Annotated in this window: 18 protein-coding genes and 2 tRNA genes; 6 read left to right on the top strand and 14 right to left on the bottom strand. The window is 67.2% G+C overall.

Annotated elements, in window-relative coordinates:
- Window position 1: 1 nt before the first annotated feature.
- From IEQ11_RS15315 to IEQ11_RS15340, 6 genes are all read right to left on the bottom strand, one after another.
- A complete protein-coding gene (locus tag IEQ11_RS15315) occupies window positions 2–793 on the bottom strand; it encodes a hypothetical protein (RefSeq protein WP_191820742.1) in 792 nt (263 codons plus the stop codon).
- A 784-nt stretch (window positions 794–1,577) separates the two neighbouring features.
- Entirely contained in the window at window positions 1,578–3,011 is a 1,434-nt protein-coding gene (locus tag IEQ11_RS15320) for an ATP-binding protein (protein ID WP_191820741.1), read from the bottom strand.
- The gene (locus tag IEQ11_RS15325; protein ID WP_057922007.1) at window positions 3,008–3,697 is read right to left on the bottom strand and encodes a winged helix-turn-helix domain-containing protein; all 690 of its coding nucleotides are present in this window, start codon (window positions 3,695–3,697) and stop codon (window positions 3,008–3,010) included. Before IEQ11_RS15325 ends, IEQ11_RS15320 begins: the two co-directional genes overlap by 4 nt.
- A gap of 302 nt (window positions 3,698–3,999) precedes the next feature.
- Window positions 4,000–4,084, bottom strand: a tRNA-Leu gene (locus IEQ11_RS15330).
- A gap of 185 nt (window positions 4,085–4,269) precedes the next feature.
- Window positions 4,270–5,034, bottom strand: coding sequence for an anti-sigma factor (locus tag IEQ11_RS15335; protein WP_191820740.1), 765 nt, complete (start codon window positions 5,032–5,034; stop codon window positions 4,270–4,272).
- 9 nt (window positions 5,035–5,043) lie between these two features.
- Window positions 5,044–5,628 carry a sigma-70 family RNA polymerase sigma factor gene (locus tag IEQ11_RS15340; protein WP_046657095.1) on the bottom strand — a complete coding sequence of 195 codons (585 nt, stop codon included), beginning with the start codon at window positions 5,626–5,628 and terminating at the stop codon, window positions 5,044–5,046.
- 462 nt (window positions 5,629–6,090) lie between these two features.
- Here IEQ11_RS15340 and rnk point away from each other — a divergent pair, with 462 nt between their 5' ends.
- Entirely contained in the window at window positions 6,091–6,528 is a 438-nt protein-coding gene (gene rnk, locus IEQ11_RS15345; protein WP_051547718.1) for a nucleoside diphosphate kinase regulator, read from the top strand.
- A 115-nt stretch (window positions 6,529–6,643) separates the two neighbouring features.
- Here the strand turns inward: rnk and IEQ11_RS15350 are convergent, their stop codons facing one another.
- The 3 genes from IEQ11_RS15350 to IEQ11_RS15360 all read right to left on the bottom strand — a co-directional run bounded on the left by IEQ11_RS15350 (window position 6,644) and on the right by IEQ11_RS15360 (window position 9,863).
- Entirely contained in the window at window positions 6,644–8,065 is a 1,422-nt protein-coding gene (locus tag IEQ11_RS15350; RefSeq protein ID WP_191820739.1) for a heavy metal sensor histidine kinase, read from the bottom strand.
- On the bottom strand, window positions 8,062–8,778 hold the full coding sequence (locus tag IEQ11_RS15355) for a heavy metal response regulator transcription factor (protein WP_191820738.1): 717 nt from the start codon (window positions 8,776–8,778) through the stop codon (window positions 8,062–8,064). The genes IEQ11_RS15350 and IEQ11_RS15355 overlap by 4 nt, the downstream gene beginning before the upstream one ends.
- Before the next feature lie 263 nt (window positions 8,779–9,041).
- The gene (locus IEQ11_RS15360) at window positions 9,042–9,863 is read right to left on the bottom strand and encodes a glutaminyl-peptide cyclotransferase (RefSeq protein WP_228464419.1); all 822 of its coding nucleotides are present in this window, start codon (window positions 9,861–9,863) and stop codon (window positions 9,042–9,044) included.
- A 152-nt stretch (window positions 9,864–10,015) separates the two neighbouring features.
- Between IEQ11_RS15360 and parC the strand changes: the two genes are divergently transcribed.
- Window positions 10,016–12,259, top strand: coding sequence for a DNA topoisomerase IV subunit A (gene parC / locus IEQ11_RS15365; protein WP_046657103.1), 2,244 nt, complete (start codon window positions 10,016–10,018; stop codon window positions 12,257–12,259).
- Window positions 12,260–12,431: 172 nt separating this feature from the next.
- Here parC and IEQ11_RS15370 read toward each other — a convergent pair whose 3' ends face one another.
- Window positions 12,432–12,782 (bottom strand): nucleotide pyrophosphohydrolase, encoded by a 351-nt coding sequence (locus IEQ11_RS15370; RefSeq protein ID WP_036112284.1) that lies wholly within the window; start codon window positions 12,780–12,782, stop codon window positions 12,432–12,434.
- A gap of 292 nt (window positions 12,783–13,074) precedes the next feature.
- Here IEQ11_RS15370 and IEQ11_RS15375 point away from each other — a divergent pair, with 292 nt between their 5' ends.
- A complete protein-coding gene (locus IEQ11_RS15375; protein ID WP_191820737.1) occupies window positions 13,075–13,689 on the top strand; it encodes an energy transducer TonB in 615 nt (204 codons plus the stop codon).
- Between the two features lie 185 nt (window positions 13,690–13,874).
- Here IEQ11_RS15375 and IEQ11_RS15380 read toward each other — a convergent pair whose 3' ends face one another.
- Window positions 13,875–14,933, bottom strand: a complete 1,059-nt coding sequence (locus IEQ11_RS15380; protein WP_191820736.1) for a DJ-1/PfpI family protein — start codon at window positions 14,931–14,933, stop codon at window positions 13,875–13,877.
- Window positions 14,934–15,050: 117 nt separating this feature from the next.
- Window positions 15,051–16,031, bottom strand: coding sequence for a GlxA family transcriptional regulator (locus IEQ11_RS15385; RefSeq protein ID WP_247024569.1), 981 nt, complete (start codon window positions 16,029–16,031; stop codon window positions 15,051–15,053).
- Between the two features lie 493 nt (window positions 16,032–16,524).
- Here IEQ11_RS15385 and IEQ11_RS15390 point away from each other — a divergent pair, with 493 nt between their 5' ends.
- Window positions 16,525–16,698, top strand: coding sequence for a hypothetical protein (locus IEQ11_RS15390; RefSeq protein WP_191820735.1), 174 nt, complete (start codon window positions 16,525–16,527; stop codon window positions 16,696–16,698).
- Window positions 16,699–17,228: 530 nt separating this feature from the next.
- Here IEQ11_RS15390 and IEQ11_RS15395 read toward each other — a convergent pair.
- Both IEQ11_RS15395 and IEQ11_RS15400 read right to left on the bottom strand, forming a co-directional pair.
- Window positions 17,229–21,713 (bottom strand): autotransporter domain-containing protein, encoded by a 4,485-nt coding sequence (locus tag IEQ11_RS15395; protein WP_191820734.1) that lies wholly within the window; start codon window positions 21,711–21,713, stop codon window positions 17,229–17,231.
- A 687-nt stretch (window positions 21,714–22,400) separates the two neighbouring features.
- On the bottom strand, window positions 22,401–22,844 hold the full coding sequence (locus tag IEQ11_RS15400) for a hypothetical protein (RefSeq protein WP_191820733.1): 444 nt from the start codon (window positions 22,842–22,844) through the stop codon (window positions 22,401–22,403).
- A gap of 399 nt (window positions 22,845–23,243) precedes the next feature.
- Here IEQ11_RS15400 and IEQ11_RS15405 point away from each other — a divergent pair.
- Together IEQ11_RS15405 and amaB are read left to right on the top strand one after the other, a co-directional pair.
- Window positions 23,244–23,320 (top strand) — tRNA-Arg (locus IEQ11_RS15405).
- 107 nt (window positions 23,321–23,427) lie between these two features.
- Entirely contained in the window at window positions 23,428–24,960 is a 1,533-nt protein-coding gene (gene amaB, locus IEQ11_RS15410) for an L-piperidine-6-carboxylate dehydrogenase (protein ID WP_057922016.1), read from the top strand.
- The last annotated feature ends 15 nt before the right edge of the window (window positions 24,961–24,975 follow it).

Consider the following 24,975-nt stretch of genomic DNA (forward strand, 5'->3'; position numbering starts at 1 on the left):
ATCAGTCCCGGGACTTCCAGGGGGACTTGATACGGCTGCTTTCCATCTTGTCCAATGCGTTTTTCAGCACGCTCGCGCCGATGGCCTCGCGACCTATCGAACCCAGCGCGCTATTGTCCTTGCCTTTCCCATTGACGACTTGATTGCTGACGAAATCTCGCACCGTTTTTAGATAGGTGGTGCGCGCGGCGTAAGCCTCCATGTAGAACCGGTACTGGTTCATGTCCAATTCCATGCGCGCCATCAGCGCCAGCAGGGCATTGGTGTTGTCCTGCAACTTGCCCTGGTCGGACGCGCTCAGGTTGCCGCGATTGGATTCGATCTCGTCAAGCCGCTCCTTGCGCTTCTTGAATATCTCGTACATCGCCAGCGAATAGTTGTATTGCGCGGTCTCGGTCTTGACCAGTTCCTCGCAGATGGTGTGCAAGTCCTGAAGCGACTTGTCGGATGTAGCCGAACTCGCGGGACAGCGATCCGCCACTTCCTTTTTAACCATACTGGGCTTGTCCTTCTGCAGGACCTCGGTCGGCTCCGGAGCGGCGTCGCCACTTTTCTTGGCGCTGCCGATCTTCATCATGTTGTTCAACTTGCCGTTGACATTTTCCTTGTCGGTCGAGCCCTTGGTGCCGAGACCATCACGGATTTCCTCCAGGTACTTGCCGGCCTGGCTGTCGTTGACCTCCCAGGTGTTCTGGGCGAATGCTTGACCTGCGGTCAGGCCGCAAACGAGCACTGCGGCGTTGCCGAGCGCGAGCAAAGTCGTGCGCGCGCCATCGATACTGATCCCGCTCATTCCATCTCCTTATTGAATGCAGCGCTTGCCTGGGCGGCCGTGATGCGTTGCGAAGCCGAAATCATTGAAACTGCTTTCGTATGCATTCGAACCGCCCGGATGGGCCGCAGGCCACTCGTTCGGGCGCGACACGGATCGCGCACCGAATACCCCAATGAAAATCAGGCTAGCACCACGCCGACTCGCTTCACAATGCCAAAATCGATCACAAATAAATTCCAACACTAAACGCAGGCAAACAGAGCGTACTAAATGCACATTAATTTCCCAATAAATACATCAAAACAAAAATAGTCCTGCGGCCGATCGACCTAAAAAACATACTCAGGCGTGAAAAACATCACTGTCACGCGATAACTTCAGCGCATATATGCGTAACAAATACACAGATCGTTTCGCGCCAATGAATGGCACGCAGCCATCAAAGAGCGGGCGCTCGCTTACGGACTCATGGAATTGGATTCGACCGGCAGGACTTTGGGCTCGTGGCACTGGGAAATGGCGGACGCCCTACTCAGCCGGATACGCGCTACAAGCTCCGAGGCGAAGCGAGGCGGATGCAGATAGGAAGACGCGACCGCAGATGCGGATGCGGATGCGGCCGTCGATGCCGATGCCGATGCCGATGCAGGCACATCGTAGATTCAGATACGTCGCCTGCTTGCAGTTGATCGCGCACGCCGACTCCGGACCTTACGCAACGCTTGCAACCGACTTGCGCGATCGCGGCAACCGCGACAGCCGCAGCGTCAACGCCAGCCGCATAAGCGCCGCGCCACGCAACTCAGCAGGACACCGCCGGATGCAGCGGATAACTCGGAAGCTCGATCCGGAAACACGCGCCGCCCAGCGACGACGGCGCCACCGTGGCGCGGCCGCCGTGCTTCTCCGCCACCACCCGCACCAGCGCCAGCCCCAGGCCGAAGCCGTCGGGGTTCTTCCGCAATTGGGTGAACGGCAGGAAGACCTGCTGGCTCAGGTCCTCGTGCACGCCCTCGCCGTCGTCGTCGACGCGGAACACGGTGCTGTCGCCTTCCTGCACGACGCTGACTTCGATCGTCGAGCGCGCGTGCCGCAGCGCGTTGGCGATCAGATTGCGCAGGGCCAGTTCCAGCGCCTCGCGATTGGCCTGGACGCTGTCGATGCCGCCGCGGTCGAAACGCAGATGCAGCGATGCCGGCGGCGCGAAGATGTCGGCCAGGTCGGCGAACAGCGCGCGCAGGTCGATCTCGCCGCGCTCGATCCCGACCATGCGGCCGATCCGCGCATAGGTGACGCTGTTCGCGGCAAGATGCTCCAGGCGCCGGATGTCCGCTTCCAGCCCGTGCTGCAGATTCGCGCGCTCGCGCTCGTCGTCGGCCGACTCCAGCATTTCCAGGGCGAAGCGCATGCGCGTGAGCGGCGTGCGGATCTCGTGCGCGACCGCCTGGGCGAGGATGCGCTGGCTTTCCAACACCTGCTGCACCTGCCCGGCCATGCGGTTGAGCGCGTGACCGAGCGGATTGACTAGGCGCGTGACCACTTCGGGCGCGCGCGCGTCCAGGTCGCCGGCGCTCAGCGCTTCGGCGGTCGCGCGCAGCTTGCGCAGGTCGCGCCAGAATCGGTAGACCAGAAAGTACAAGGGCAAGGCGATCGCCAGGAAGTACATCGCCAGCATCACCAGCGAATCGACGAAATCCAGATCGCGCCACGGCACGCCGTGCACGATCACCTCGTCGAAATCGCCCAGGGCCACGACCTGGTCGGTGCCCGGCAGCCGCTGATAGGTGTAGGCCTCGTTCTCGCTCTCCATGACCAGCGCGCCGCGCTGCAGGCGTTGCCATTCGGCCGGGGTCAGGTCGGCTTGCAGCGAGTCGAGCGGGACCAGGTTCAGCGGATAGGCGAAGTGCGCGCGCAGTTCGTCGGTCAACGCCGGCCACTGCGCCGGGTCGGTGTGCAGATAGCGTTGTTCGATCAGGTAATGGGTGCCGCGCATCTGCGCTTGCGAGTAGTCGCGGCTGTTTTCGTCGGTGATGTAGATCCAGGCCGACACGCCGCCGATGATGACCGCGGCATAGATCAGCAACACGGTCAGGTAATAACGCACGAACAGGCTGAAATGGCCGTGGCGGGATTTGCCGCCCGCGCCGTCGGCGGCGAACGCGCGGCGCAGCGGCGACGCCGGGCCGAACCAGCGCCAGGCGCGATCGACCCAGATCGAGCCGCGCCCGCCGCTCATTCCCAGGCGGCCCGGTTGAACAGATAGCCCTTGCCGCGCACGGTCTTGATCCGTTCGGGCTCTTCGGCCAGATCGCCGAGCTTGCGCCGCAGCCGCGAGATGCGCGCGTCGATCGAACGGTCCAGGCCGTCGAAATTGATGCCGCGCAGCGACTGCAGCAGATCGTCGCGGCTGAGAATGTGGCCGGCGCGATCGGCCAGCAACACCAGCAGGTCGAACTCGGCGGTGGTCAGTTCGATGCGCCGCGCGTGCAGGGTCGCTTCGCGGGTGCCGCGATCGATGCGCAGCTGACCGAAGCACAGCAGGTCGCCGCCCTGGCGCGCGGCGCTGTCGCGGCGCAGATGCGCGCGCAGGCGCGCCAGCAGCACGCGCGGCTCGATCGGCTTGCCGATGTAGTCGTCGGCACCCAGTTCCAGGCCCAGCACCTGATCGATATCGTCGGTGCGCGCGGTCAGCATGCAGATGATCCCGGCGTAGCGCGCGCGCACCGCGCGGCAGATCTCGAAGCCGTCCTGTCCGGGCAGGGAAATATCCAGCAACACCAGCGCCGGCGCGCGCTCGAGGATCGCCTGCACCGCGCGCGCGCCGTCGGCCTCGACCGCGACGCGATAGCCGTGCTTGCCCAGGTAATGCGCGACCAGCGCGCCGAGGCGTTCGTCGTCTTCGATCAGCAGAATGTCGGTCATGGGCGGAGCGCGCTCGCGATACGCCGCCGACCCGTCGCACGATCGTCGGTGATCGCCGGGGCCGCTGTTGGGGCGTGGTTCGCCCGATTATTGTCCGCGGCGATGCGGCCCGCGGCGGTCGCGCGACGCGGTCTTCAGCTGAAAGTCGGGCGGGCGGCGGCCCTGGGTGGCGCGCGGTTCGCTCGGAAAACATCCGCGAGCGACCCGCGCATTTGATGCGAACGGATGAATCGCGGACAACAAAAAACCCCGCGTGAGCGGGGTTTCTCGTTGGATCATCGCCGTGGCGATGATCGATGTAGTGGTGCCCAGGAGAGGACTCGAACCTCCACGGTTTTACCCGCTAGTACCTGAAACTAGTGCGTCTACCAATTCCGCCACCTGGGCCAATCGCTGCGGTTTCGATGAACCGTCGCCGCTGCGAGGGGCGTATGTTGCGTTGCGGCGGCGCGGCTGTCAACGGTTGTGTCACAACTTTTTCACTCGATCGCCAGAACCCGCAACGACCGCCCCGCCTCGCTGCGCCGTCCGCGGCGCGGGGCCTCGGGCCCGGCGCCGCTTGGCTGCCGGGATTACAGCGAGATTCCGCCCTTGGCGACGATCGGACCGGTCGGCGCGGCATGCGGCACGCCGCTCGACGGTTCCAGGGTGATGGCCAGGGTCGCGCCGGCCACCAGCTTGGCGATCAGCTCGGACGGAACCGCGACCGAATGGGCGACCTGGGTCGAGACCACGCCCAGCGAACGCGGCGCTTCGCCGCTCGGGATGATCCACAGCTCGGCGATCCGGCCCTGCGCGTCGGCCGGACCGGGCACCGGCACCATCAGCACCTTGCCGTGGCCGCGATCGACCGTGGCGAGCCAGCCGGTGCTGCCGTCGTCGCGCGCCAGCCGGGTGACCGGTCGGGTCAGCCCGGCTTCGTCGGGCTGCTGCACCGGCGGTTGCTGCACGATCACCGGCGGCTGGACCGGCGCCGGCCCGCGGCCGACCAACAGCGCGACCACCGCCAATGCGGCGGCGAGCGCGGCGGTGGCGCGCCAGAAGCCGACGCTGTTCAACAGCCCGCGCGGCGCGGCGCCGTCGACCGGCGACCAGCCCAGGCGCGTGCGCAAGCGCGGCCACAGGTGCGCGGGCACGGCGACGGGATCGATCTCGGCCAGCAGCGCGGCGAGGCGGCGCTCCCAGTCGGCGACCAACCGCGCGAACGCAGGCTCGGTCTCGATCCGCACCTCCGCCAACCGGCGTTCGCGCAAATTCAACACCCCCAGCACGTACTCGCCGGCATGCACATCGGCGCTCGGCGGCTCGCCATCGATATCGTGTTCACGAATAGTCATGGCTGCGCCTCACCGTTCCAGACAGGCGCGAAGCTGGATCAGGCCGCGCCGGATCCAGCTCTTGATGCTGCCCAGCGGCGAGCCGCTGCGTTGCGCCAGTTCTTCGTAGGTCGCACCGTCGAAGAAGGCGGTGCGGATCAGCTGGCGCCGGCGCGCATCGAGTTCCTCCATGCACAGCCGCAGGCGTTCGTTTTCGTCGGCGCTTTCGACCTGCGCCGACGGGCTCGGCGCGGAATCGGCGATTTCGTCGATCAGTTCGATCGGCGCGCGCTTGAGCGAGGACGGCGCGGCGCGCAGGCGATCGATCGCCTTGTTGCGCGCGATCATCGCCAGCCAGGTGATCGCGCTGGCGCGGCTGGCGTCGAACTGCCCGGCCTTGCGCCACACCGTGGCGTAGACCTCCTGCAGCACGTCCTCGGCTTCGCTGCGCTCGGGCAGCAGGCGCAGACACACGCCGAACAGGCGCGAGGAGGTTTCTCGATACAGGCGCTCGAACGCGCTCGCGTCGCCGCGTCCCACCGCGGTCAACAACTCGCTGGTTGGATCGGAGCCGCCGGAAAATTCGGTGGGCCGCGCGGCCGTGTAGTCGGTCATCGGGGTCTCGGTCGTACGTGCCGAAACGGCACACTCAGGCTGGGATACTAGTCGCGCTGCGGACAGATTCGGCAAACATCCGTCGCCGGCGTCAGCGAAGCGTGCGCCAGGGCGCGGTTGCGGGCGGCCCGGGCGCATCCGCGCGGCGGTGCCGGCCCGGCACGGCGGCGGCCCGGCCGGCCTGCGCGGACGCGACGAATCCCGCGCAGCGTCCTTCGGGCTTGCGGCGCGGAACGGGGTGGCGTTGTAGACGACGGCATCCATCGCGATTCACGAAACGGCCGTTGTCCGGCCCACGCGGATTGATACGGGCGGTGCGCGGCGATGGATGCGCGCGGACCGCGCCGGCGCGACACGGGACCGGCTTGATGAAGCCGGGCCTGCGGGCTATGGTCCGCAGCTACTCTCAGTCCACGGGTGGCGTACACGGTGCGTCGCCCGTTCTTGCTTTGGAGATCCACCATGAACGACCGTCATCTGCCCCACCCGTCCGGCCTGCCTCCTCCGCTGGTGATTTCGCGCCTGGATTGCGAGCGGCTCGAAGCGCTGCTCGAACACGCCTTGCCGGCCGGCGTCGATGCCTCCGGCCTGCGCCGCGAGCTCGACCGCGCCGAAGTGGTGGAACCCGCGCAGGTTCCCGCGGATGCGATCACGATGAATTCGGTGATCCGTTTCGTCGACGAAGCCAGCGGCGAAGAGCGCGAAGCCGCGCTGGTGTATCCGCGCGATGCCGACGGCAGCGCCGAACGTATTTCGATATTGGCCCCGGTCGGCAGCGCATTGCTCGGCCTGCGGGTCGGCGCGCATATCGCCTGGCCGTTGCCGGGCGGACGCAGCGCGCGCCTGCGCGTGCTGGGTTTGCGCTATCAGCCCGAGGCAGCGGGCGATCTGCATCGCTGATGCATGTGGCACGCGGTTCTTGCCGCGGCGCATGGTCTTGCGTTGGCGATGCTTTGGGAGCCGGGGCTGAAGCTCTCTCACCGACTTCACTGCTTTCGCGAAATCGCGCAGGCCTCTAAGCCGGCGAATGCGGCTGCGGCGTCGCCAGGCTGAACCCCACCGTGGTGCGGCCTTCGCGACTATCGGCGAACACCGTACCGCCATGCAGCGACGCGATCGCCTTGACGATCGACAGGCCCAGGCCGTGATGCCGCTCGCCGCGATGTTCGCGGGCGGCGTCGACCCGATAGAAGCGGTCGAACATCCGCGCCAGATGCTGCGGCGGCACGCCCGCGCCGTGGTTACGCACGGCCACGCGCGCGCCGGTGCCGCAGTCGCTGTGCGCCGCGTCGCCGCCGCGCAGTTCCACCACGATTTCCGAACCCGGGGTCGCATGCTGGACCGCGTTATGCAGCAGATTGGTCATCGCGCGGCGGAACAGCGACGTGTCGATCCAGGCGTCGACCGCGCCGTCGATACGCAACTGCATGCCCACTTCCTCGAGCAGGTATTCGAGGAATTCGCCGGTCTTGGCGACCTCCTCAGCCAGCGGCACGCAAACCCGGTCCAGGGCGATATCGCCCTGCCCGGCGCGCGACAGGAACAGCATGTCGTTGATGATGCCGCGCATGCGTTCAAGTTCTTCCAGGTTCGATTGCAGCACGTCCTCCAGCTGCGCGACCTCGCGCGGACGCGACAGCGCGACCTGGGTCTGGCCCATCAGATTGGTCAGCGGCGTGCGCAGTTCGTGGGCGACATCGGCGTTGAACGCATCCAGCCTGGTGTAGGCCGCTTCCAGCCGATCGAGCGCGCCGTTGAAGGTCCCGGTCAGGCGTCCGAGCTCGGGCGGCAGTTCGGTCGGCTGCAGACGTTGCGAGAGATTGCTCGGGCTCAAGGTCTGCGCTTCGTTCGACAGCCGCTGCAACGGACGCAGGCCGACCCGCGCGATCCAGTGCCCGAGCAGCGCGACCAGGGCGATGCCGCACACGCCCAGCGCCAGCATGATCAGGGTGAACCAACGCAGCGCCGACACGTAGGGTTTCGAATCGATCGCGACCGACACCCGCACCGCGGGCCGATTGCCCAGCGCCGGCACCAGCTCCTGCAAGGTGCGATACGGGTATTCGGCGCCCGGCAGGAGCAGGCGTCCCATGCCCAGATCGCGGCGGCTGGTCGCGCCGCTGATGGTCGGTTCGGCGTCGCCGATGCGGTAGTCCGGATTCGAACTCCAGGCCCAGACCTTGGTGCTGCGGTCGCTGGAAATCAGGTTCTGCACCTTGTCTTCGACCTTGAGCCAGCGCTCGTGCGTTTCGCACAAGGCCACGCTGCCGACCACATAGCGCAGCTTGGTCGCCAGTTCGGCGTGCTGGTAGCGCACGATCTGGGTCTGCAGCACGTGATACAGCGCGACCCCGACCAGGGCGAACACCAGCAGCGCGGCGAGCGCGAACATCGCCGCCAGGCGCTGGGCGATGGACAGATCGCGCACGCGCTTCATGCCGAGCCGCGTCCCGCGACCGGCGCGTCGTCGTCCTCGTCGCCCTCGCGCGCTTCCAGCACATAGCCCATGCCGCGCACGGTGTGCAGCAGCTTGTTGCGGAACGGGCCGTCGATCTTGGCGCGCAGGCGCTTGATCGCCACTTCGACCACGTTGGTGTGGCTGTCGAAATTGATGTCCCACACCTGCGCGGCGATTACCGTCTTCGACAGGATCTGGCCGCGCCGCTGCGCCAGCAGGGCCAGCAACGCGAACTCCTTGCCGGTCAGGTCGAGCCGGGTGGCGTCGCGAAACGCGCGGCGCGCGATCAGGTTGATCTGCAGGTCGCCGATCTGCAGTTCGGTCGGCTCCTGCTGGCGGCCGCGCCGCACCAGCGCTTGCAAGCGCGCCAGCAGTTCGATGAAGGAGAAGGGTTTCACCAGGTAATCGTCGGCGCCCGCGCCCAGGCCGTGGACGCGATCGTCGATGCGGTCGCGCGCGGTCAGCATGATCACCGGGGTCTGCTTGCGCAGGCGCAGTTCGCGCAACACCGCGAAGCCGTCCATGCCGGGCAGCATCACGTCGAGCACGATCACGTCGTAGTCGAGCTCGCGCGCCAGATGCAGGCCGGTGGTGCCGTCGCGCGCGACATCGACCGCCCAGCCCTGCTCGGCCAGACCGTCGCGCAGGTAATCGGCGGTCTTGGCTTCGTCCTCGACGATCAGCAATTTCATTGCAGCGACTTCATTGCGGCGTGGGTGTCCTGGCGCTGGCCCGGCTCGGGCCATCGTACAACCGCGCCAGGCGGCGGATCGAATAGGGGGCGGCGCCCTTGGAGAAAAACGCCGCCGATGGCGCCTGCGGGGAGGACAGGGCGCCATCGGGCGACTCTAGCCCCGCGCGGCCTACGCCACGCTGTCGCTTGGCTGACAAATTCGTCAGTTGGCGTGGGGCGGCGGCGCCACTGATCGACCGCGCTGTTCGACAGGCGCCGCGCTCAGCCCCCGCCGGCGCGCTTCGCCGCCGGCACCCGCTGGATCTCGAACAGGTCCGGCCACAGCTTGCCGGTCACGAACAGACGATCGCGCGCGGCGTCGTAGGCGATGCCGTTGAGCACGTCGACGCCGCGGTGGGGACGGCCGTGTTCGCGCAACAGTCCGCTCAGGTCGATCCAGCCGAGCACGTGGCCGGTCTTGGGGTCGATCCGCGCGATCCGGTCGGTCTGCCAGACATTGGCGTACAGCTCGCCCTTGACCCACTCCAGCTCGTTGAGCTGGTCGATCGGGCGGCCCTCGTCGCTGACGTCGATGCGTGAGCGCTCCTTCAACGTCGCGGGGTCGAGCACGCGGATCTGCGAACTGCCGTCGCTCATGTACAGCGCATCGGCTGAACGGGTCAGGCCCCAGCCCTCGCCCGGGTAGGCGAAGCTGCCGGCCTGGTCGAAACCGGGCAGGTTCAGCACATAGCCGACCCCGGAGGTCCAGGTCAGCACCAGCAGCTGCTGGCCGCGGTCGGCCATGCCTTCGCCGAACACCGACGCCGGCAGGTCGGTCTTGTGCAGGACCCGGCCGGTGTCCAGCTCGACCTTGCGCACCGACGACTGCCCGTACAGGCCGGTGCTTTCGTAAAGAAACCCGTCCTTGTAGATCAGGCCCTGGGTGAAGGCGCCCGGGTCGTGCGGATAGCTCGCCACGACCCGGTAGGAATCGACCGGGACATGGCTGCGCGCCTGCGCCGGGCCCTGCGAACAGGCGGTGGCGAGGGCCAGGATCGCCGCCGCGACGGCCGGCGAACGCATCCACAACAGGCTCACGGGCATGGGCGACTCCTTTAGCGGCCCTCGACGGGCCATCGACAGGCCGCCGAGGATACCGCCAAAGCCTTGCGCGGCCTGCATCGTCTCCCAGTCGCACCCGGTGAAACGCGTCCGCGGGTAGAATCCCCGGTCTGCCCTACCCGCCTCAAGGTTCCATGACTGATCCCGTACGTCCGGTGTTCCACGGCTTCGAACAGATTCCCTTGCGCGAGTACGCCGAGCGCGCCTACCTCGATTATTCGATGTATGTGGTGCTGGACCGCGCCCTGCCCTTCATCGGCGACGGCCTCAAGCCGGTGCAGCGCCGCATCATCTATGCGATGAGCGAGCTGGGCCTCAACGCCGCCGCCAAGCCGAAGAAATCCGCGCGCACCGTCGGCGACGTGATCGGCAAATTCCATCCGCACGGCGACAGCGCCTGCTACGAGGCGATGGTGCTGATGGCGCAGCCGTTCTCGTACCGCTATCCGCTGGTCGAGGGCCAGGGCAACTTCGGTTCCAGCGACGATCCCAAATCGTTCGCGGCGATGCGCTATACCGAATCCAAGCTGACCCCGATCGCCGAAGTGCTGCTGGGCGAACTCGGCCACGGCACGGTCGACTGGACCCCGAACTTCGACGGCACCCTGGAAGAGCCGACCTGGATGCCGGCGCGCCTGCCGCACCTGCTGCTCAACGGCACCACCGGCATCGCGGTCGGCATGGCCACCGACGTGCCGCCACACAACCTCAACGAAATCGTCAGCGCCTGCGTGCGCCTGCTCGACGACCCGGACGCGACCACCCGCGACCTGTGCGAGCACGTGCTCGGCCCGGACTACCCGACCCCGGCCGAAATCATCACCTCGCGCGCCGATCTGCTGCAGATGTACGAAACCGGCCTGGGCAGCGTGCGCGCCCGCGCCATCTTCGAGAAGGACGGCGCCAACATCGTCGTCACCGCGCTGCCCTACCAGGCCTCGCCGGGCAAGGTGATCGAACAGATCGCCACCCAGATGCGGGCCAAGAAGCTGCCGTGGCTGGAAGACATCCGCGACGAATCCGACCACGCCAATCCGACCCGGATCGTGCTGGTGCCGCGCTCCAACCGCGTCGACGTCGAACAGCTCATGGGCCATCTGTTCGCGACCACGGACATGGAGAAGAGCTTCCGGGTCAACATCAACATCATCGGCCTGGACGGCCGCCCGCAGGTCAAGGGCCTCAAGGCGCTGCTGACCGAGTGGCTGAGCTTCCGCACCGACACCGTCACCCGCCGCCTGACCCATCGCCTGGACAAGGTCGAGCGCCGCCTGCACCTGTTGGAAGGCTTGCTGGTCGCGTTCCTCAACCTCGACGAAGTCATCCGCATCATCCGCACCGAGGACGAACCGCGCGCGGTGCTGATGGCGCGCTTCGGCCTGAGCGAGGAGCAGACCGACTACATCATGGAAACCCGGCTGCGCCAGCTCGCGCGCCTGGAGGAAATGAAGATCCGCGGCGAGCAGGACGAACTGCAGAAAGAACGCGAACAGCTGATCGCCCTGCTCGGCAGCAAGGCCAAGCTCAAGAAGCTGATCAAGGACGAACTGATCGCCGATGCGAAGAAGTTCGGCGACGCGCGCCGTTCGCCGCTGGTCTCGCGCAGCGCCGCGCAGGCGCTGTCGGAAACCGAACTGGTCGCCAGCGAGCCGATGACCGTAGTCATCAGCGAAAAGGGCTGGGTGCGCGCGGCCAAGGGCCACGAGATCGACGCGGCCACCTTGAGCTATCGCGACGGCGACAGCCTGCTCGGCGCCGCGCGCGGGCGCAGCACGCAGCAAGTCGCGTTCCTGGATTCGACCGGACGTTCGTATTCGACGCTGATTCACAGCCTGCCTTCGGCGCGCGGCAACGGCGAGCCGTTGACGGGGCGGTTCGCGCCTGCCGCGGGGGCTTCGTTCCAGGCGCTGGCGGCTGGCGACAACGACATGCGTTTCGTTCTGGCCAGTTCGCATGGCTACGGCTTCGTGACCCGCTTCGAAAACCTCACCGGCCGCAACAAGGCCGGCAAGGCGATGCTGTCGCTGACGCCCAACGCCAAGGTGTTGCAACCGGCGCAGATCGGCGATGTCGAACAAGACCGCGTGGTCGCGGTGACCAACGTCGGTCACCTGCTCGCCTTCCCGGTCAACGAACTGCCGGAACTCGACAAGGGCAAGGGCAACAAGATCATCGACATCCCCAAGGCCAAGCTCGGCACCGAGCGCGTGGTCGCGGTGGCGGTGGTCGCGCCGGGCACGACCCTGAGCATCAAGTCGGGCGCACGCACGATGAGCCTGTCGTTCAAGGAACTCGAGCCGTATCTGGGCGCGCGCGCGACGCGTGGCGGTTTGTTGCCGCGTGGTTGGCAGAAGGTCGAAGGGCTGGCGGTGGAGTGATAGCAGGTCTGCAGTGAGGCCTTGGGTCTCGCGTCACACCTCGTCGCCGTAAGCATTGAAAAGCCGCCCCGTGAAAAGGGCGGCTTTTTTCATGGGCCGCGTTTGCAAGTTGAACGACAACAGCGGCGAAGTCCGGGGCCGGAATGGTCGAAGCCCGCGGCGGCGGCGCGCCTCATCCCTCGGTAATCTTGGCGATACGCCCCTTCGTATGCTCGACCGGATACTTCTTCGCGTTCGCGATCATCTTGCGCCGCGCGGCGGCGACCAGATCGATGTCCAGGCGCATCGACAATTGCAGCAGATACAGAAAGACATCGGCCATTTCCGCGGCCACCTCGGACCGCTTGGGCTCGTCCAGCGCCCAGCTTTGCGCCTCGGTCAGCCACTGGAAATGCTCCAGCAGCTCGGCCGCCTCCACCGACAAGGCGCAGGCCAGGTTCTTGGGCGTATGGAACGCCCCCCATTCGCGCTCGTCCGCGAATCGGCGCAGGTCGGATTGCAATGATTCGATCTCGGTGCTCATGGGGCCGGGGGCTCCTCGATGGTTGGCTGATCGTAACTGCGCGGTGCGGGCGGCAGCCACGTCGGCCGTCCGGGAATGCCGGATGGGCGCATGTCCGGCGAGGTTTGAGCGCGGTCGCGGTTCGTCGCGCGCTCAGGCCGAGCATGTCCTTGCCCTGTCCTCGGCCGGTGGCACGCAACGAAGCCCGTTGCCGCTATGCTCAGCCATGAGTCGGACCGCACGGCGGGCCACGCCGATAACGACTCGGACTTCCGCCTCGCAACTCCGACCAAAGCCGCGTTTGTCATCCAGCATGGGCGACATGATGAAAATAATTATCGCAGTCTTGGCTTTCCTCTTGTGCGCACCTGTCCATGCGCAAGATATCAAGACGCTGGCGGATGAACTGGCCGGGGAAATCGGCCGAGTCGACCTCAACGCAGGCATTACTCAGAAGCAGGCCGAAACAATGGCTCAGTATTACTGCCAGCGTTTTATCGGCGGGTGCGGCTCAGCCTATCCGGCCATCGACCGGAACCTGGATTGGGTAATGACACCAAAAACGGGAGTAGCCGGCGTCGCCGATCAAGATGCGATTCTCATCGGCAAACATACCGGGACGATCTCATGGAAGAGAGGCCCCGACCTGCGCCTGGCCGACCTTATCGGCTCCACGGAAACGGCGCCAAAACCGCTAAACATTAGCGGCGCCGAGCCGAGACACCTGCCCGATGACGCGCCTGTGCCGACGGCGAAACTCCAGTTTGTGGTATCGCCGTCCGGTGCCGTTACCCATACCAGGTTCAGGCGTTCATCCGGGAATATGAAATGCGATCTGGCGGCCAGGCGAATCGTCGAGAGTTGGCGATTTCCTCCGCGTAAACAGCCGATCGCGCTCGTTGCCAATGTAAAGAACTGCGCGCATTGATTTTTCCGCGCACGTCGGACATTGGCGTGGGCTTAATGCGCCACGCGAAGCCGACGCCAAAGACAGCGCAGCGTTTCGGCATTTGTTCGCATGAGCCCTGCCGCCCGCGCTGCGTCGGAACTCGAGCGCACAGGTCTTGTCGACTGTGAGCCCGCTTAGGCCCGGTCGAGCACGTCGCCAAGCGATCAAGGCGCAGATTTCGCAGACGCGGCGCTCGCCGCCGCATTCGACACAGGCGCATCGTCCACCGCTATCGTCATCTCGATCTCGTAGCTGCCGCCGGCAGTGGACGGATACGTACCCAACGCCATGACGAGCCGATGACCTTCCTGCTCACCGCGCCAACGTAAGCCGCTCGGCGCCGGTTCGCGCGTCCAGCCGCCCGCTTTGATCACGCCGGCATCGATGAGCTTTGACAGTGCATCCGCCGAGGTGGCAGTGGTGACTCGGTAGCGGATGCGCCATTGCCGCGCGTCGCCGACCGAGATCAGGCCTTCGAACTTGATGTCTTTGGGCCAGGCGACCACGGTGGAAAACTGCTTGGGAAAATAGCGATCGGCCATCTTGCTGCGCACGAAGCCGTGCTCGCGCTGCCAGTCGTACTCCAGGTGCAGCGCGGTCGCTCGGGTGAACTGGTCGCCACGCAGCTTCTCGACCACGTGCAAGGCCGCGTCGATGCCCGACGACAGGCCGGCGGCGGTGATGAACTTGCCGTTGTCGGCCCAGCGCACGTCCGAGATCACGTCGATCTTCGGGAACTCGGCGGCCAAGCCTTCGATCGCCGGCCGGAAGGTCGTCGCCTTGAGTCCGTCGAGCAATCCGGTCGCGCCGAGGATGAAGGCGCCGGTGCAGACCGACAGCACATAGCGCGAAGGCGTGGAACGCGCGCGGATGAAGTCGAGTACGGCGGCGTTTTTCTGCGCAGCATCGACGTCACCGCCGGGCACCAGCAGCACATCGAAGGCTGGCGCGTCGGCGAAACTCGTGTCCGGCGTGACCGTCAATCCCATCGCGGTCTTGACCGGCTTGCCGTCCGCCGACACCGTCGTCACCCCGAAGCCGGCGGTGCCGAAGACCTCGTACGGCCCGGCGAAATCGATGATCTGCACGCCGTCGAACAGAACGATGCCGACCCGTACCTCGGGTTTGGAATGCGGCGCGTGCGCGGCCCAGGCCGACAGCGGCAACAGCAGGAGCAACAGCGACAGCCACCACGTCGCCACGGTCGTCGATCGAGCGCGCATTCAACTCACCTTCGAAATCGTCCGGAAGGCGGTCAGCGTGCGCAAACACGGGATGCAAAGGCGGACATCGAAGCCGCGCTTTCGGACATCGGCGATCGGCGGGCCTCAGCGCCCCGCTCAGGGCGAACCGAAACGCTCGCGGTAATCGCTGGGGCGGATGCCGAGTTGGCGCACGAACGCGCGCCGCATCGCCTCATCGGATGCGAACCCGCAATCGGACGCGATCCGCTTGAACTCCTTGCGGGTGCTTTCCAGCAAGGGTTTAGCCGCCTCGACCCGCAGTTGCTCGATGTATTTCTGCGGCGTGGTGCCGAACACCGACTGGAACCGCCGGCCGAACTGACGCGGGCTCATATGCACCTGCTGCGCCAGCCGTCCCACGTCCAGGCGCGAGCGCAGATGCTCGCGCACCCACGCGGCCAGTTGCGCGAACTGATCGGGCAGATCGAGTTCGTCCAGTTGCCGGCTGAACTGGCTCTGCCCGCCCGAGCGCTTGCTCACCATGACCATGCGCTTGGCGACCTTCAACGCCAGCGGCATGCCGTGATCCGCGGCGACCATCGCCAACGCCAGATCCATGCCGGCGGTGATGCCGGCCGAGGTCCAGACCGCGCCGTCGTGGGTGTAGATCGCATCGGCCTCCACCTGCACCCGCGGATAGCGCTGGCGCAGTTCGGCCAGATCGCGCCAATGCGTGGTCGCCTTGCGGCCATCGAGCACCCCGGCCTCGGCCAGCAACAAGGCGCCGCTGCACACCGATGCGATCCGCCGCACCCGCGGCGCGATCTCGCGCAGCCATCGGACCAGTCCGGTATTCGCGCGCATCCGGTCCAGCGCATCGCCCATGCCGCCGCTGACCAACAGCGTGTCGACGGCTTCGGGCACCTGCGAACACAGCATATCCGGCAGCAATTGCATCCCCGACGCCAGCACGATCGGGCCGGCCTGCTCGGCCACCACATGCAGCCGGTACAGCGGCTCGCAGTCCGCATCGTCCTCCTGCGCCTGCCGGCTGGCGAGCGCGAACACCTCCAGCGGCCCGCTGATGTCCAGCGACTGCGCGTCGGCATACACCAGCATGCAAATGATCTTGGGCACGGCGCGGGTCGGCGGGAAAGGCGCTCAGGATGGACCAGAATGCGGGTGGATGGAACGTCCATCGATAGCCTGTGCGATGCGGCTTCGTTCCGGCGCTCGATGCGGTCGCCGTTCGGTCGGCGATGTTTGCGTTCGCGATCGTCGTTTGTCGTTTACGTACACTGATGCGATGGCCGATATCGCCAATGCAACCGCAATGCGAATCGGGATCGACAGCGCGATGTGTCGGCGCATCGAACCTGCTCGAAACGAGCAGGCAGCGGCTTGAAAGTCCCGCGCCCCCAATGGTCACTATTTCAACGCAACGCCGTCGATCCGCTGCTCGGCTTTGCCGAATCGGGCCAAGGCGCATTGCGCAATCCGTCGTGACGATTGTGCTGGCCCAATCAGTTCCATTTTCGCGATCCGCTTCCAGCGCACGCGGGCGTAGGCTGCAATTCATGCGCTCACCGCGTGCGGCGGGCGCTACCCGTACATCTCACAGGAGATCGACATGAATCGCGAACAAGCCGAACAAGTCGCAGCGCATCTGGCTGCGGGCATGCTGGCCAGCGGGCAATACGCCATGACCGACGATACCGGCAACGATGCCGAATTCGCCGCGTCGTTGTATCAGGCCATCCTTGATAAGTTGCTGGTGTCGCGTGCCGGAAGCGGCGCGGGATGAGGCGATGGCGTGGGCGTTGCTTTCGTCTTGAGTAACGTTTCGTCTTGAGCGACGTTTCGTCTTGAGTAACGTTTCGTCTTGAGCGACGTTTCGCCTTGAGTAACGTTTCGTCTTGAGTGATGTTTCGCCGTGGATGATGTTTCGCCGTGGATGATGTTTCGCGGTCGCGGCTTGCGCCGCTCCTACAGGGGCTGTTGTGGCGTTGTTGCTGGCCATGACGTGAGGCGTGATCTCGTAACCGGTTTGATCGAAGGAAATCTCGACACGGCCTCGCTCCTCCATAAAGCAAAACGCTCCACGGGCTTAACCGGGAGCGTTCGCTGGGCAGTCCGTTTTTTACAACCAGTTTCGTGGTCGGCGGTGGTGAAACCACATCGTCGCGTCGCCGCGCGTTCGATCCGCATGACCACTGCGCCGCTTGAACCCGCCGACCGGCACCGCGCGGTGCGGTGCCGGTCGAATGACTTGCTTATCCCGACAAGCCGGTCGTTGATCCGACCGGCTCGTCGCTCGCTCAACCGCAGGCTCGTTCAACGGCCGGTCTGCGGCTCCTTCGTCGATGCGGTCGCGTCCATCTGCTCGGCCACTTCCTGCGCGGTCGGCGCGGTCAGCGACGAGGGCTGGATGCTCGGCGAGAACGACAGCAGCAGGCCGAAGCTGGTGCTCGGGTCCTGGCCGTCGCCGTGCTGGCGACGCATCAGCAACGACAGTTTCCAGCCGGCGCGGAAGTCCATGTCCATGCCCGCGCCATAGGTCAGCGCGTTGTCGCCGTAGCTGCGCAGCGACAGGCTGTAGTCATTGGCGACCGGCATGACCACGTAGTTCAAGGCCACGTCGCTGCGGTTGTCGAGCGATTCGCGGTATTCGACCATCCAGTACGGACGGAAGATGCTGCCGCGGGTGGTCACGATCGGGAAGCTGCCCTCCAGGCCCAGCGAGGCGCCGTTGTTCTCGACCGTCTGCGAGCCGTAGTTCAGGTCGTAGATGCCCAGGCCGTGTTCGCGATAACCGTCGAGCTTGGTGCGGCTGGTGTCGAAGCGGCCGTAACCGGTCAGGGTCATGCCGTCGCCGTGATGCTCGTAACCGGCGGTCAAGGAACCGAAGACTTGGTCGCCGTCGCGCTCGGCCGTGGCGGTGGCCAAGGCGGTCGCGCTGTAGCGGCGGATGTCGAAGTCCAGACGGCCCCAACCGATGATGCCGTCGACGAACCAATGCTCGCTCGGGCGCCACAGGCCGTACAGCGACAGGGCGCGCTGCTTGGCGTCGAGCTTGGAACGTCCGTCGTCCAGGTCGGTGTCGTTCCAGCCGAAGCCGCCGGCCACACCGAGCAGGAAGCGCTCGCCCATGCGCCAGTCGGCGCCGACGGTGATGCCGTCGCTCTGGAAATCGAACCCGTCGCTGCGGCTGTTGGGTTCGCGCTGGCCGTTGGTGATGCTGCCCGCGGTCCACAAGCCCCAGCCTTCCGGCAGGCGCACGTTGTCGACCGAGGCGACCTGGCCGGCGGTCAGCGACATCGCGCCGCCCGAACGGTTGCTCAGGTTGAGGCTGAGGCCGTCACTCGAGTTGTTGGCACCGGCGAAACGCTGCTGACGCAGACGGTCGTGGATGTTGGACTGCTGCGCCGAAGCGAAGCGCACGCTGGCGTCGACCTGGGCCTGCAAGCCGCCGACGACGCTCGGGTCGCGGGTCGGATCGGGGCGGTCGGCGACGGTCAGGGTCGCGCTGATCGTGGTCTGCAGGTAGCTGCCGGCCGCGGCCTGGGTCGCGACCAAGGTCGCCACGCCCGCGCCGACGATGGTCACCGTGCGCCCGCTCACCGTCGCCACCGCGGTGTTGCCGCTGGAGAAGGTGAAGGCGCCGCTGCTGTTGCTGGTCGGGTTCGGCAGATCGAACGACGGCTCGCCGATGGTCTTGGCGACATCGCCGATCCACGCCAGGGTCGGCGTGCCGCCGCCGATCAACACCTGCAACGCGACTTGCGGCGCGGCGCTGTAGTTGCCGTTGCCGGCCTGGTCGGCGGTCAACGAACACGTGCCCGAGGCGAGCATGGTCACGGTGCTGCCGCTGACGGTGCACACCGCCGGCGTGGTGCTGGCGAACACCACCGGGTTGCCCGAGGCGCCACCGCTCGCGCTCACGGCGAAGGTGCCGCCCACGCTGTACACCGGCGCCGACGGATTCGCGCTGAAGTTGCTGATGGCCTGCGCGGCCGCGCCGATGGTCACGTCCAGCGTCACTTGCGGCGCGGCGCTGTAGTTGGCGTCGGCGGCTTGATCGGCGGTGAGCGAACAGGTGCCTGCGGTCAGCATCGTCACGGTGCTGCCGCTGACGGTGCACACCGAGGCGGTGGTGCTGGCGAACACGACCGGGCTGGTCGACGCGCCCGGCGTGGCCGAGACGGCGAAGGTGCCGCCCGGCGCGTACACCGGCGAGGCCGGATTGGCGGCGAAGTCGGTGATGGCCTGGCTGGCCACGGTGATCGCTACGTCGAGCAGGACCTGCGGCGCCGCGGCGTAGTTGGGATCGGCGGCCTGATCGGCGGTCAGCGAGCAGGTGCCCGCGGCGAGCGTCGTCACCGTGCTACCGGCGACGCTACACACCGCCGGCGTGGTGGTGGCGAACACGACCGGGCTGGTCGACGCGCCCGGCGTGGCCGAGATCGCGAACGTACCGCCCGGCGCGTACACCGGCGAGGCCGGATTGGCGGCGAAGTTATTGATCGCCTGGGTGCCCACGCCGATCGCAACGGCCAGGCCAACCTGCGGCGCGGCGTTGTAGTTGGCGTTGCCGGCCTGATTGGCGGTCAGCGAGCAGGTGCCCGCGGCCACGATCGTCGCGGTGCCGCCGGCGACCGTACACACCGCCGGCGTGGTGCTGGCGAACACGACCGGATTGCCCGACGCGCCGCCCGTGGCCGACAGGGCGAAGGTGCCGCCCGGCGTGTACACCGGCGCGGCCGGGTTGGCGGCGAAGCCGGTGATGGCTTGGTTCGCCAGGCCGATGGTCACCGCGAGGTTGGCCTGCGGCGCGGCGCTGTAGTTGGCGTTGCCGGCCTGGTTGGCGGTCAGCGCGCAATTGCCCGCGGACACCATCGTCACCGTGCTGCCGGCAACGGTACACACCGCCGCCGTGGTGCTGGCGAACACGACCGGATTGCCCGACGCGCCGCCGGTGGCCGACACGGAGAAGGTGCCGCCCGGCGTATACACCGGCGAGGCCGGGTTGGACGCGAACGCGGTGATCGCCTGGCTGGCCGCGGCGATCGTCACCGCCAGGTTGGCCTGCGGCGCGGCGCTGTAGTTGGCGTTGCCGGCCTGGTTGGCGGTCAGCGCGCAATTGCCCGCGGCGACCATCGTCACCGTGCTGCCGGCGACCGTACACACCGCCGGCGTGGTGCTGGCGAACACGACTGGGTTGCCCGATCCGCCGCCGGTGGCCGAGACGGTGAACGTGCCGCCCGGCGCGTACACCGGCGACACCGGGTTGGAGGCGAAGGCAGTGATGGCCTGCGCGCTCTGGGCGATCGCCACGGTGTAGGCGCGCGTGCCGCTGAAGTTGTTGCTTGAGGTGGCGCGTACGGTGAAGTTGAACGAACCCGCCGCGGTCGGCGTACCCGACAGCACGCCGCCGCTGGACAAGGTCAGCCCGGGCGGCAACGCGCCGGCGGTGATCGCGAAGGTGTACGGCGCGGTCCCGCCGTTGGCGCTGGTGGCGGTGAGCGTCTGCGAATACGCCGTGCCGAATGCGCCGTTGGGCAAGGTGGCCGGATTGACCGTCACCGCGACCGTGACGCAACTGAGCGCGACATTGGTGACGTCGGCGTTGATCGCCAGGCCGCTGGCCGGATTGACCGTGCATTGCTGGCCCGCGGGCGCGCTGAGCACGCTGACGGTCCAGTTGGCGCCCTGCGGCAGGCGCGTTGGGAATACGAAGGTCGTCGCGGCCTGCGCCACCACGACTTGCTGCGAACTGACCGGGTTGGTGCCGGCGAGCTGCAGGGTGACCGGCCCGGTCTGGCCGGTCGCGGTGCCGCCGACCGCGAACTGGGTCGGCGCGAAACAGATCAGCGCCGCGCCGTTGCCGGCCTGCACGCCGTTGTTGATGGTGACCGCGGTCAGACCGGTCGCGCCCGAGCTGCCGCCCGCGCCGCCGCCGCCGCCGCCGTTCCAGTTCTGCTGACAGCTGACGGTGCCCACGCCGGCACCGCCGCCGCCCGCGCCGACCGTCGCGCCGCCACCACCGCCGCCGCCGTAACCGGCATTGACGAAGGAGCCGGAGAAGTTGAAGGCGTCGCCGCCATCGCCGTTGGCTGCGTTGCCCGCGGTGGCCGGAAAGCTGCCGCAGCCGCCGCCGGGCGCGCCACCGGTGCCGACCGCGCCGCCGCCGCCGCCGAACGGACCGGCGCCGCCGGGCACGGTCGCGCCCGCGCCGCCGGTACCGCCGCCGCCGACACCGCCGGCGCCGCCGGCGATCACGCTGGTCGTGCTCCAGCCGGCGTTGCCGCCACCACCGCCGCCACCGGCGATGCCGACCCGGTTGCCGATGCCGTTGCCGCCCACGCGCAAATCGGTGGCGCCGCCGCCGATGCCGTCGACGCCCTCGCCGACGCCGCCGGGATTGACCGCCTGCGAACCCTGGCCGCCGACCCAGATCGACAGCGTCGCGCCCGGCGTGACCGCCAGAGTGCCGCGAACGCGTCCGCCCAGCCCGCCCGCGCCGCCCGGAGAATTCGGGCTGCCGCCGATGGTGCCGGCGCCGCTGCGACCGGCGCCGCCCTGCGCGCCGCTGAGGTACACGGTCAGCGAATGCACGCCGGCCGGGACCGTGGTGGTCTGCTCGCCGCCGGTGAACCCGAAGGCCGCCGGGACTTCACCGACCCCGCAGCTCTGGGCCTGCGCCGCGCCGGCCAGGCCGAGGCCCGGCAGCAGCAACACCCAGCCCAGTCGCGCCGCCGGACTCGCACTTACGCGCAGCGCCGCACGGGCGCGCAGCGCCCAATTCTTCAAACCGATCATGTTTTCCCCTAGATCGACCGCTTCCCCGCGGCCGAAAAAAACCGATGCCTCTGACTGCGCCGCGAACGGCGCGCCTCGAACATGCGACCCCAATCACACATTAAATACGTACCCAATCCACAGCAATCCCGTCCGTCGGGTGGTCGCCATGGCTGCCGTTACCGTCCTGAAACATCCAGGGTTACTGGCATGTAACGTAAGCAGGCGGCCAAAACGGCCGTCACAAATGCAATTAATGCGTAATTTATGTGCATGGGTGGTACGCCTTGATGGCGCGGTTGGATGCACGCGGCACGTCGGGGACAGCACGCCGGGGCCCTCGGGCGAGGGCCGCCATGGGGTGTGGAGACATGCAAACTGCGGCGCGCCGAACCGGCGGCGCAGCCACGAGGCCCTTTGCGGGCGGGCTTCAGGCCCCGCGTTTTCGATCCGAGGCGGCGTGGTTGGCCCGCGACCTGGGCCCAGAGCGTCGGGGCCGACGTCCATAAAGACTTTGCAGCTGTCGTGAACTCGCCGGTCGCCCTCGCTGATCGCCCCAGCCTGTCGTCGGCATGGCGCAGTCGCGCCCCACACGGGCGACGGCCGCTCGCGGGCGGTGGCTCGAACCGGGCTGGCGGCCCGCTCTCACCCGCGAGCAGCGGACCGCTTCGATCAGTGTGCGTTCTACCGGGATCAGCCCCGGTCGGATCAGTACGCGCCGGCCGGCCGGGGCCGCGGTTCGAACATCGGCACGACGACGCCCTTGGCCTCGCTGCCATCGGCCTTCCACACCAAGGTTTCGGCCGGGAACTCTTCCTTGCGGGTCATCGCATCGACCTTGCCCGCGATCAGCTTGACCGCGCTCTTGCTGTCGGGATTCCAGGCGAATACGCCGGCCGCGCCGTACCACACCGCCGGCGTCGCGGCATCGAGGCGACGGTCGGGACACATCGTGTAACTGCGCTGCGCCAACACCCGCAACGCGCCGACCGGAACCGCGCGGACGCCGGGCGTGGTGCGTTCCTTGGAATGGCCGGGACAGATGCGCGCGGCTTCGGCGATGGCCGATTCGTACACCTGCGCATCGCTTTGCGCATACGCGGCGTTGGCGGCGAACGCGAGCGCGACGACAGCCGCGGTCTTGAACAGCAAGGGGGATGAAGCCCGGGGGGAAGAGGACGTACGTCCGGATCGATCGAATGACATGCACTGCTCCTTGAGTTACTTCAGGGTCCCGACGGACCGGCGGATCGAATCCCTGGCTGCCGCGCCGCGCCGCGCATCGGCGCGGCGGACGACGCGGCAGACCGATCGCGTCGGGCCGAGCATAACCAGCCCGGATCAGGCGCTTGTGAGCGAAGCGTTACGCCCGCGCGGCGGTGAAATCAGCGTTTATGCGCCCTCGCCGCGCGCCGCGGCATGGCGGCGCGCGGGCCCGGCCGAGTACAATCCGGGCCGGTCGCGCCGATCGTGCCCGCACGGCGGCGCATCGCCGCGCGGGCTCCGGGATGGTCGATCCGGATCGTGCAACCGCTTGAATTACAAACCTTCGGCCCCGTAGCTCAGCTGGATAGAGCATCCCCCTCCTAAGGGGAAGGTCACACGTTCGAATCGTGTCGGGGTCGCCACCTCCACGGCCGCGCGCCCTGTCGCGCGCCGTCTGCGTCCACCGGACGCATGCCAATCCACCGCTATATGCCGCGCCACCGGCGTGCAATCACATGGAGCTTTCGGTATGACTCACCCCGTTCTCGCCGCACTCGGACTCAACGACACCGAGTCCGGCACCTACCTCGGTCACGGGCAATGGGCGACGACCGCCGACGCCGGCGTGCTGGAACCGGTCAACCCCACCGACGGCGAAGTGCTCGCGCGCGTGCAGGCCTCCTCGCAGAGCGACTACGACACCATCGTCGAGCGCGCCCAGGCCGCGTTCGCGGTGTGGCGCACCACCCCGGCCCCGCGCCGCGGCGAAGCCATCCGCCTGTGCGCCGACGCGCTGCGCAAGCACAAGGACGCGCTGGGTTCGCTGGTCGCGCTGGAAATGGGCAAGTCCAAGCCCGAGGGCGACGGCGAAGTGCAGGAAATGATCGACATCGGCGATTTCGCCGTCGGCCTGTCGCGTCAGCTGTACGGCCTGACCATGCATTCGGAGCGTCCGGGCCACCGCATGTACGAGCAGTGGCATCCGCTCGGCATCGTCGGCGTGATTTCCGCGTTCAACTTCCCCGTCGCGGTGTGGGCGTGGAACGCGTTCATCGCGGCGATCTGCGGCGACATCACCATCTGGAAGCCCTCGCCCAAGACCCCGCTGTCGGCGATCGCCTCGATGAAGATCTGCAACGAAGCGCTGCGCGCCGGCGGCTTCCCGGACATCTTCTTCCTGTTCAACGATGCCGGCACCGAGTTGGCGTCGAACTTCGTCGACGACAAGCGCATCGGTCTGGTCAGCTTCACCGGTTCGACCAAGGTCGGCCGCATCGTCGGCGAGCGCGTCGCGCGCCGCATGGGCCGTTCGCTGCTGGAACTGGGCGGCAACAACGCGATCATCGTCGACGCCTCGGCCGATCTGAAGCTGGCGATTCCGGCGATCGCGTTCGGCGCGGTCGGCACCGCCGGCCAGCGTTGCACCACCACGCGCCGCTTGTTCGTGCACGAGTCGATCCATGACGACGTGCTGGCCAAGCTGGTCGCCGCGTTCAAGCAGGTCGAGAAGAAGATCGGCGACCCGACCGACCCGGCCAACCTGATGGGCCCGCTCAACAGCCGCGACGGCGTGCAGGCGTATCTGGACGCGATCGAAAAGGCCAAGGCCAGCGGCGGCACCGTCGCCACCGGCGGCGCGGCGATCGAGCGCAAGGGCAACTTCGTCCTGCCGACCATCATCACCGGCCTGACCAACGACGCCGAAGTGGTGCAGACCGAAACCTTCGCGCCGATCCTGTACGTGATGAAGTTCAAGACGCTCGATGAAGCCATCGCGCTGCAGAACGACGTGCCGCAGGGCCTGTCGTCGTCGATCTTCACCGCTAATCTGAAAGCGGCCGAAGCGTTCCTGTCGGCCGCCGGTTCGGATTGCGGCATCGCCAACGTCAACATCGGCACCTCCGGCGCCGAGATCGGCGGCGCGTTCGGCGGCGAGAAGGAAACCGGCGGCGGCCGCGAGTCGGGTTCGGATGCATGGCGCGCGTACATGCGCCGTCAGACCAACACGATCAACTACTCCGATGCGCTGCCGCTGGCGCAGGGCATCAAGTTCGATCTGTAAGCCGACACGCCAAGC

Origin of the sequence: Lysobacter capsici, from assembly GCF_014779555.2 — a bacterium.
Lineage (GTDB): Bacteria > Pseudomonadota > Gammaproteobacteria > Xanthomonadales > Xanthomonadaceae > Lysobacter > Lysobacter capsici.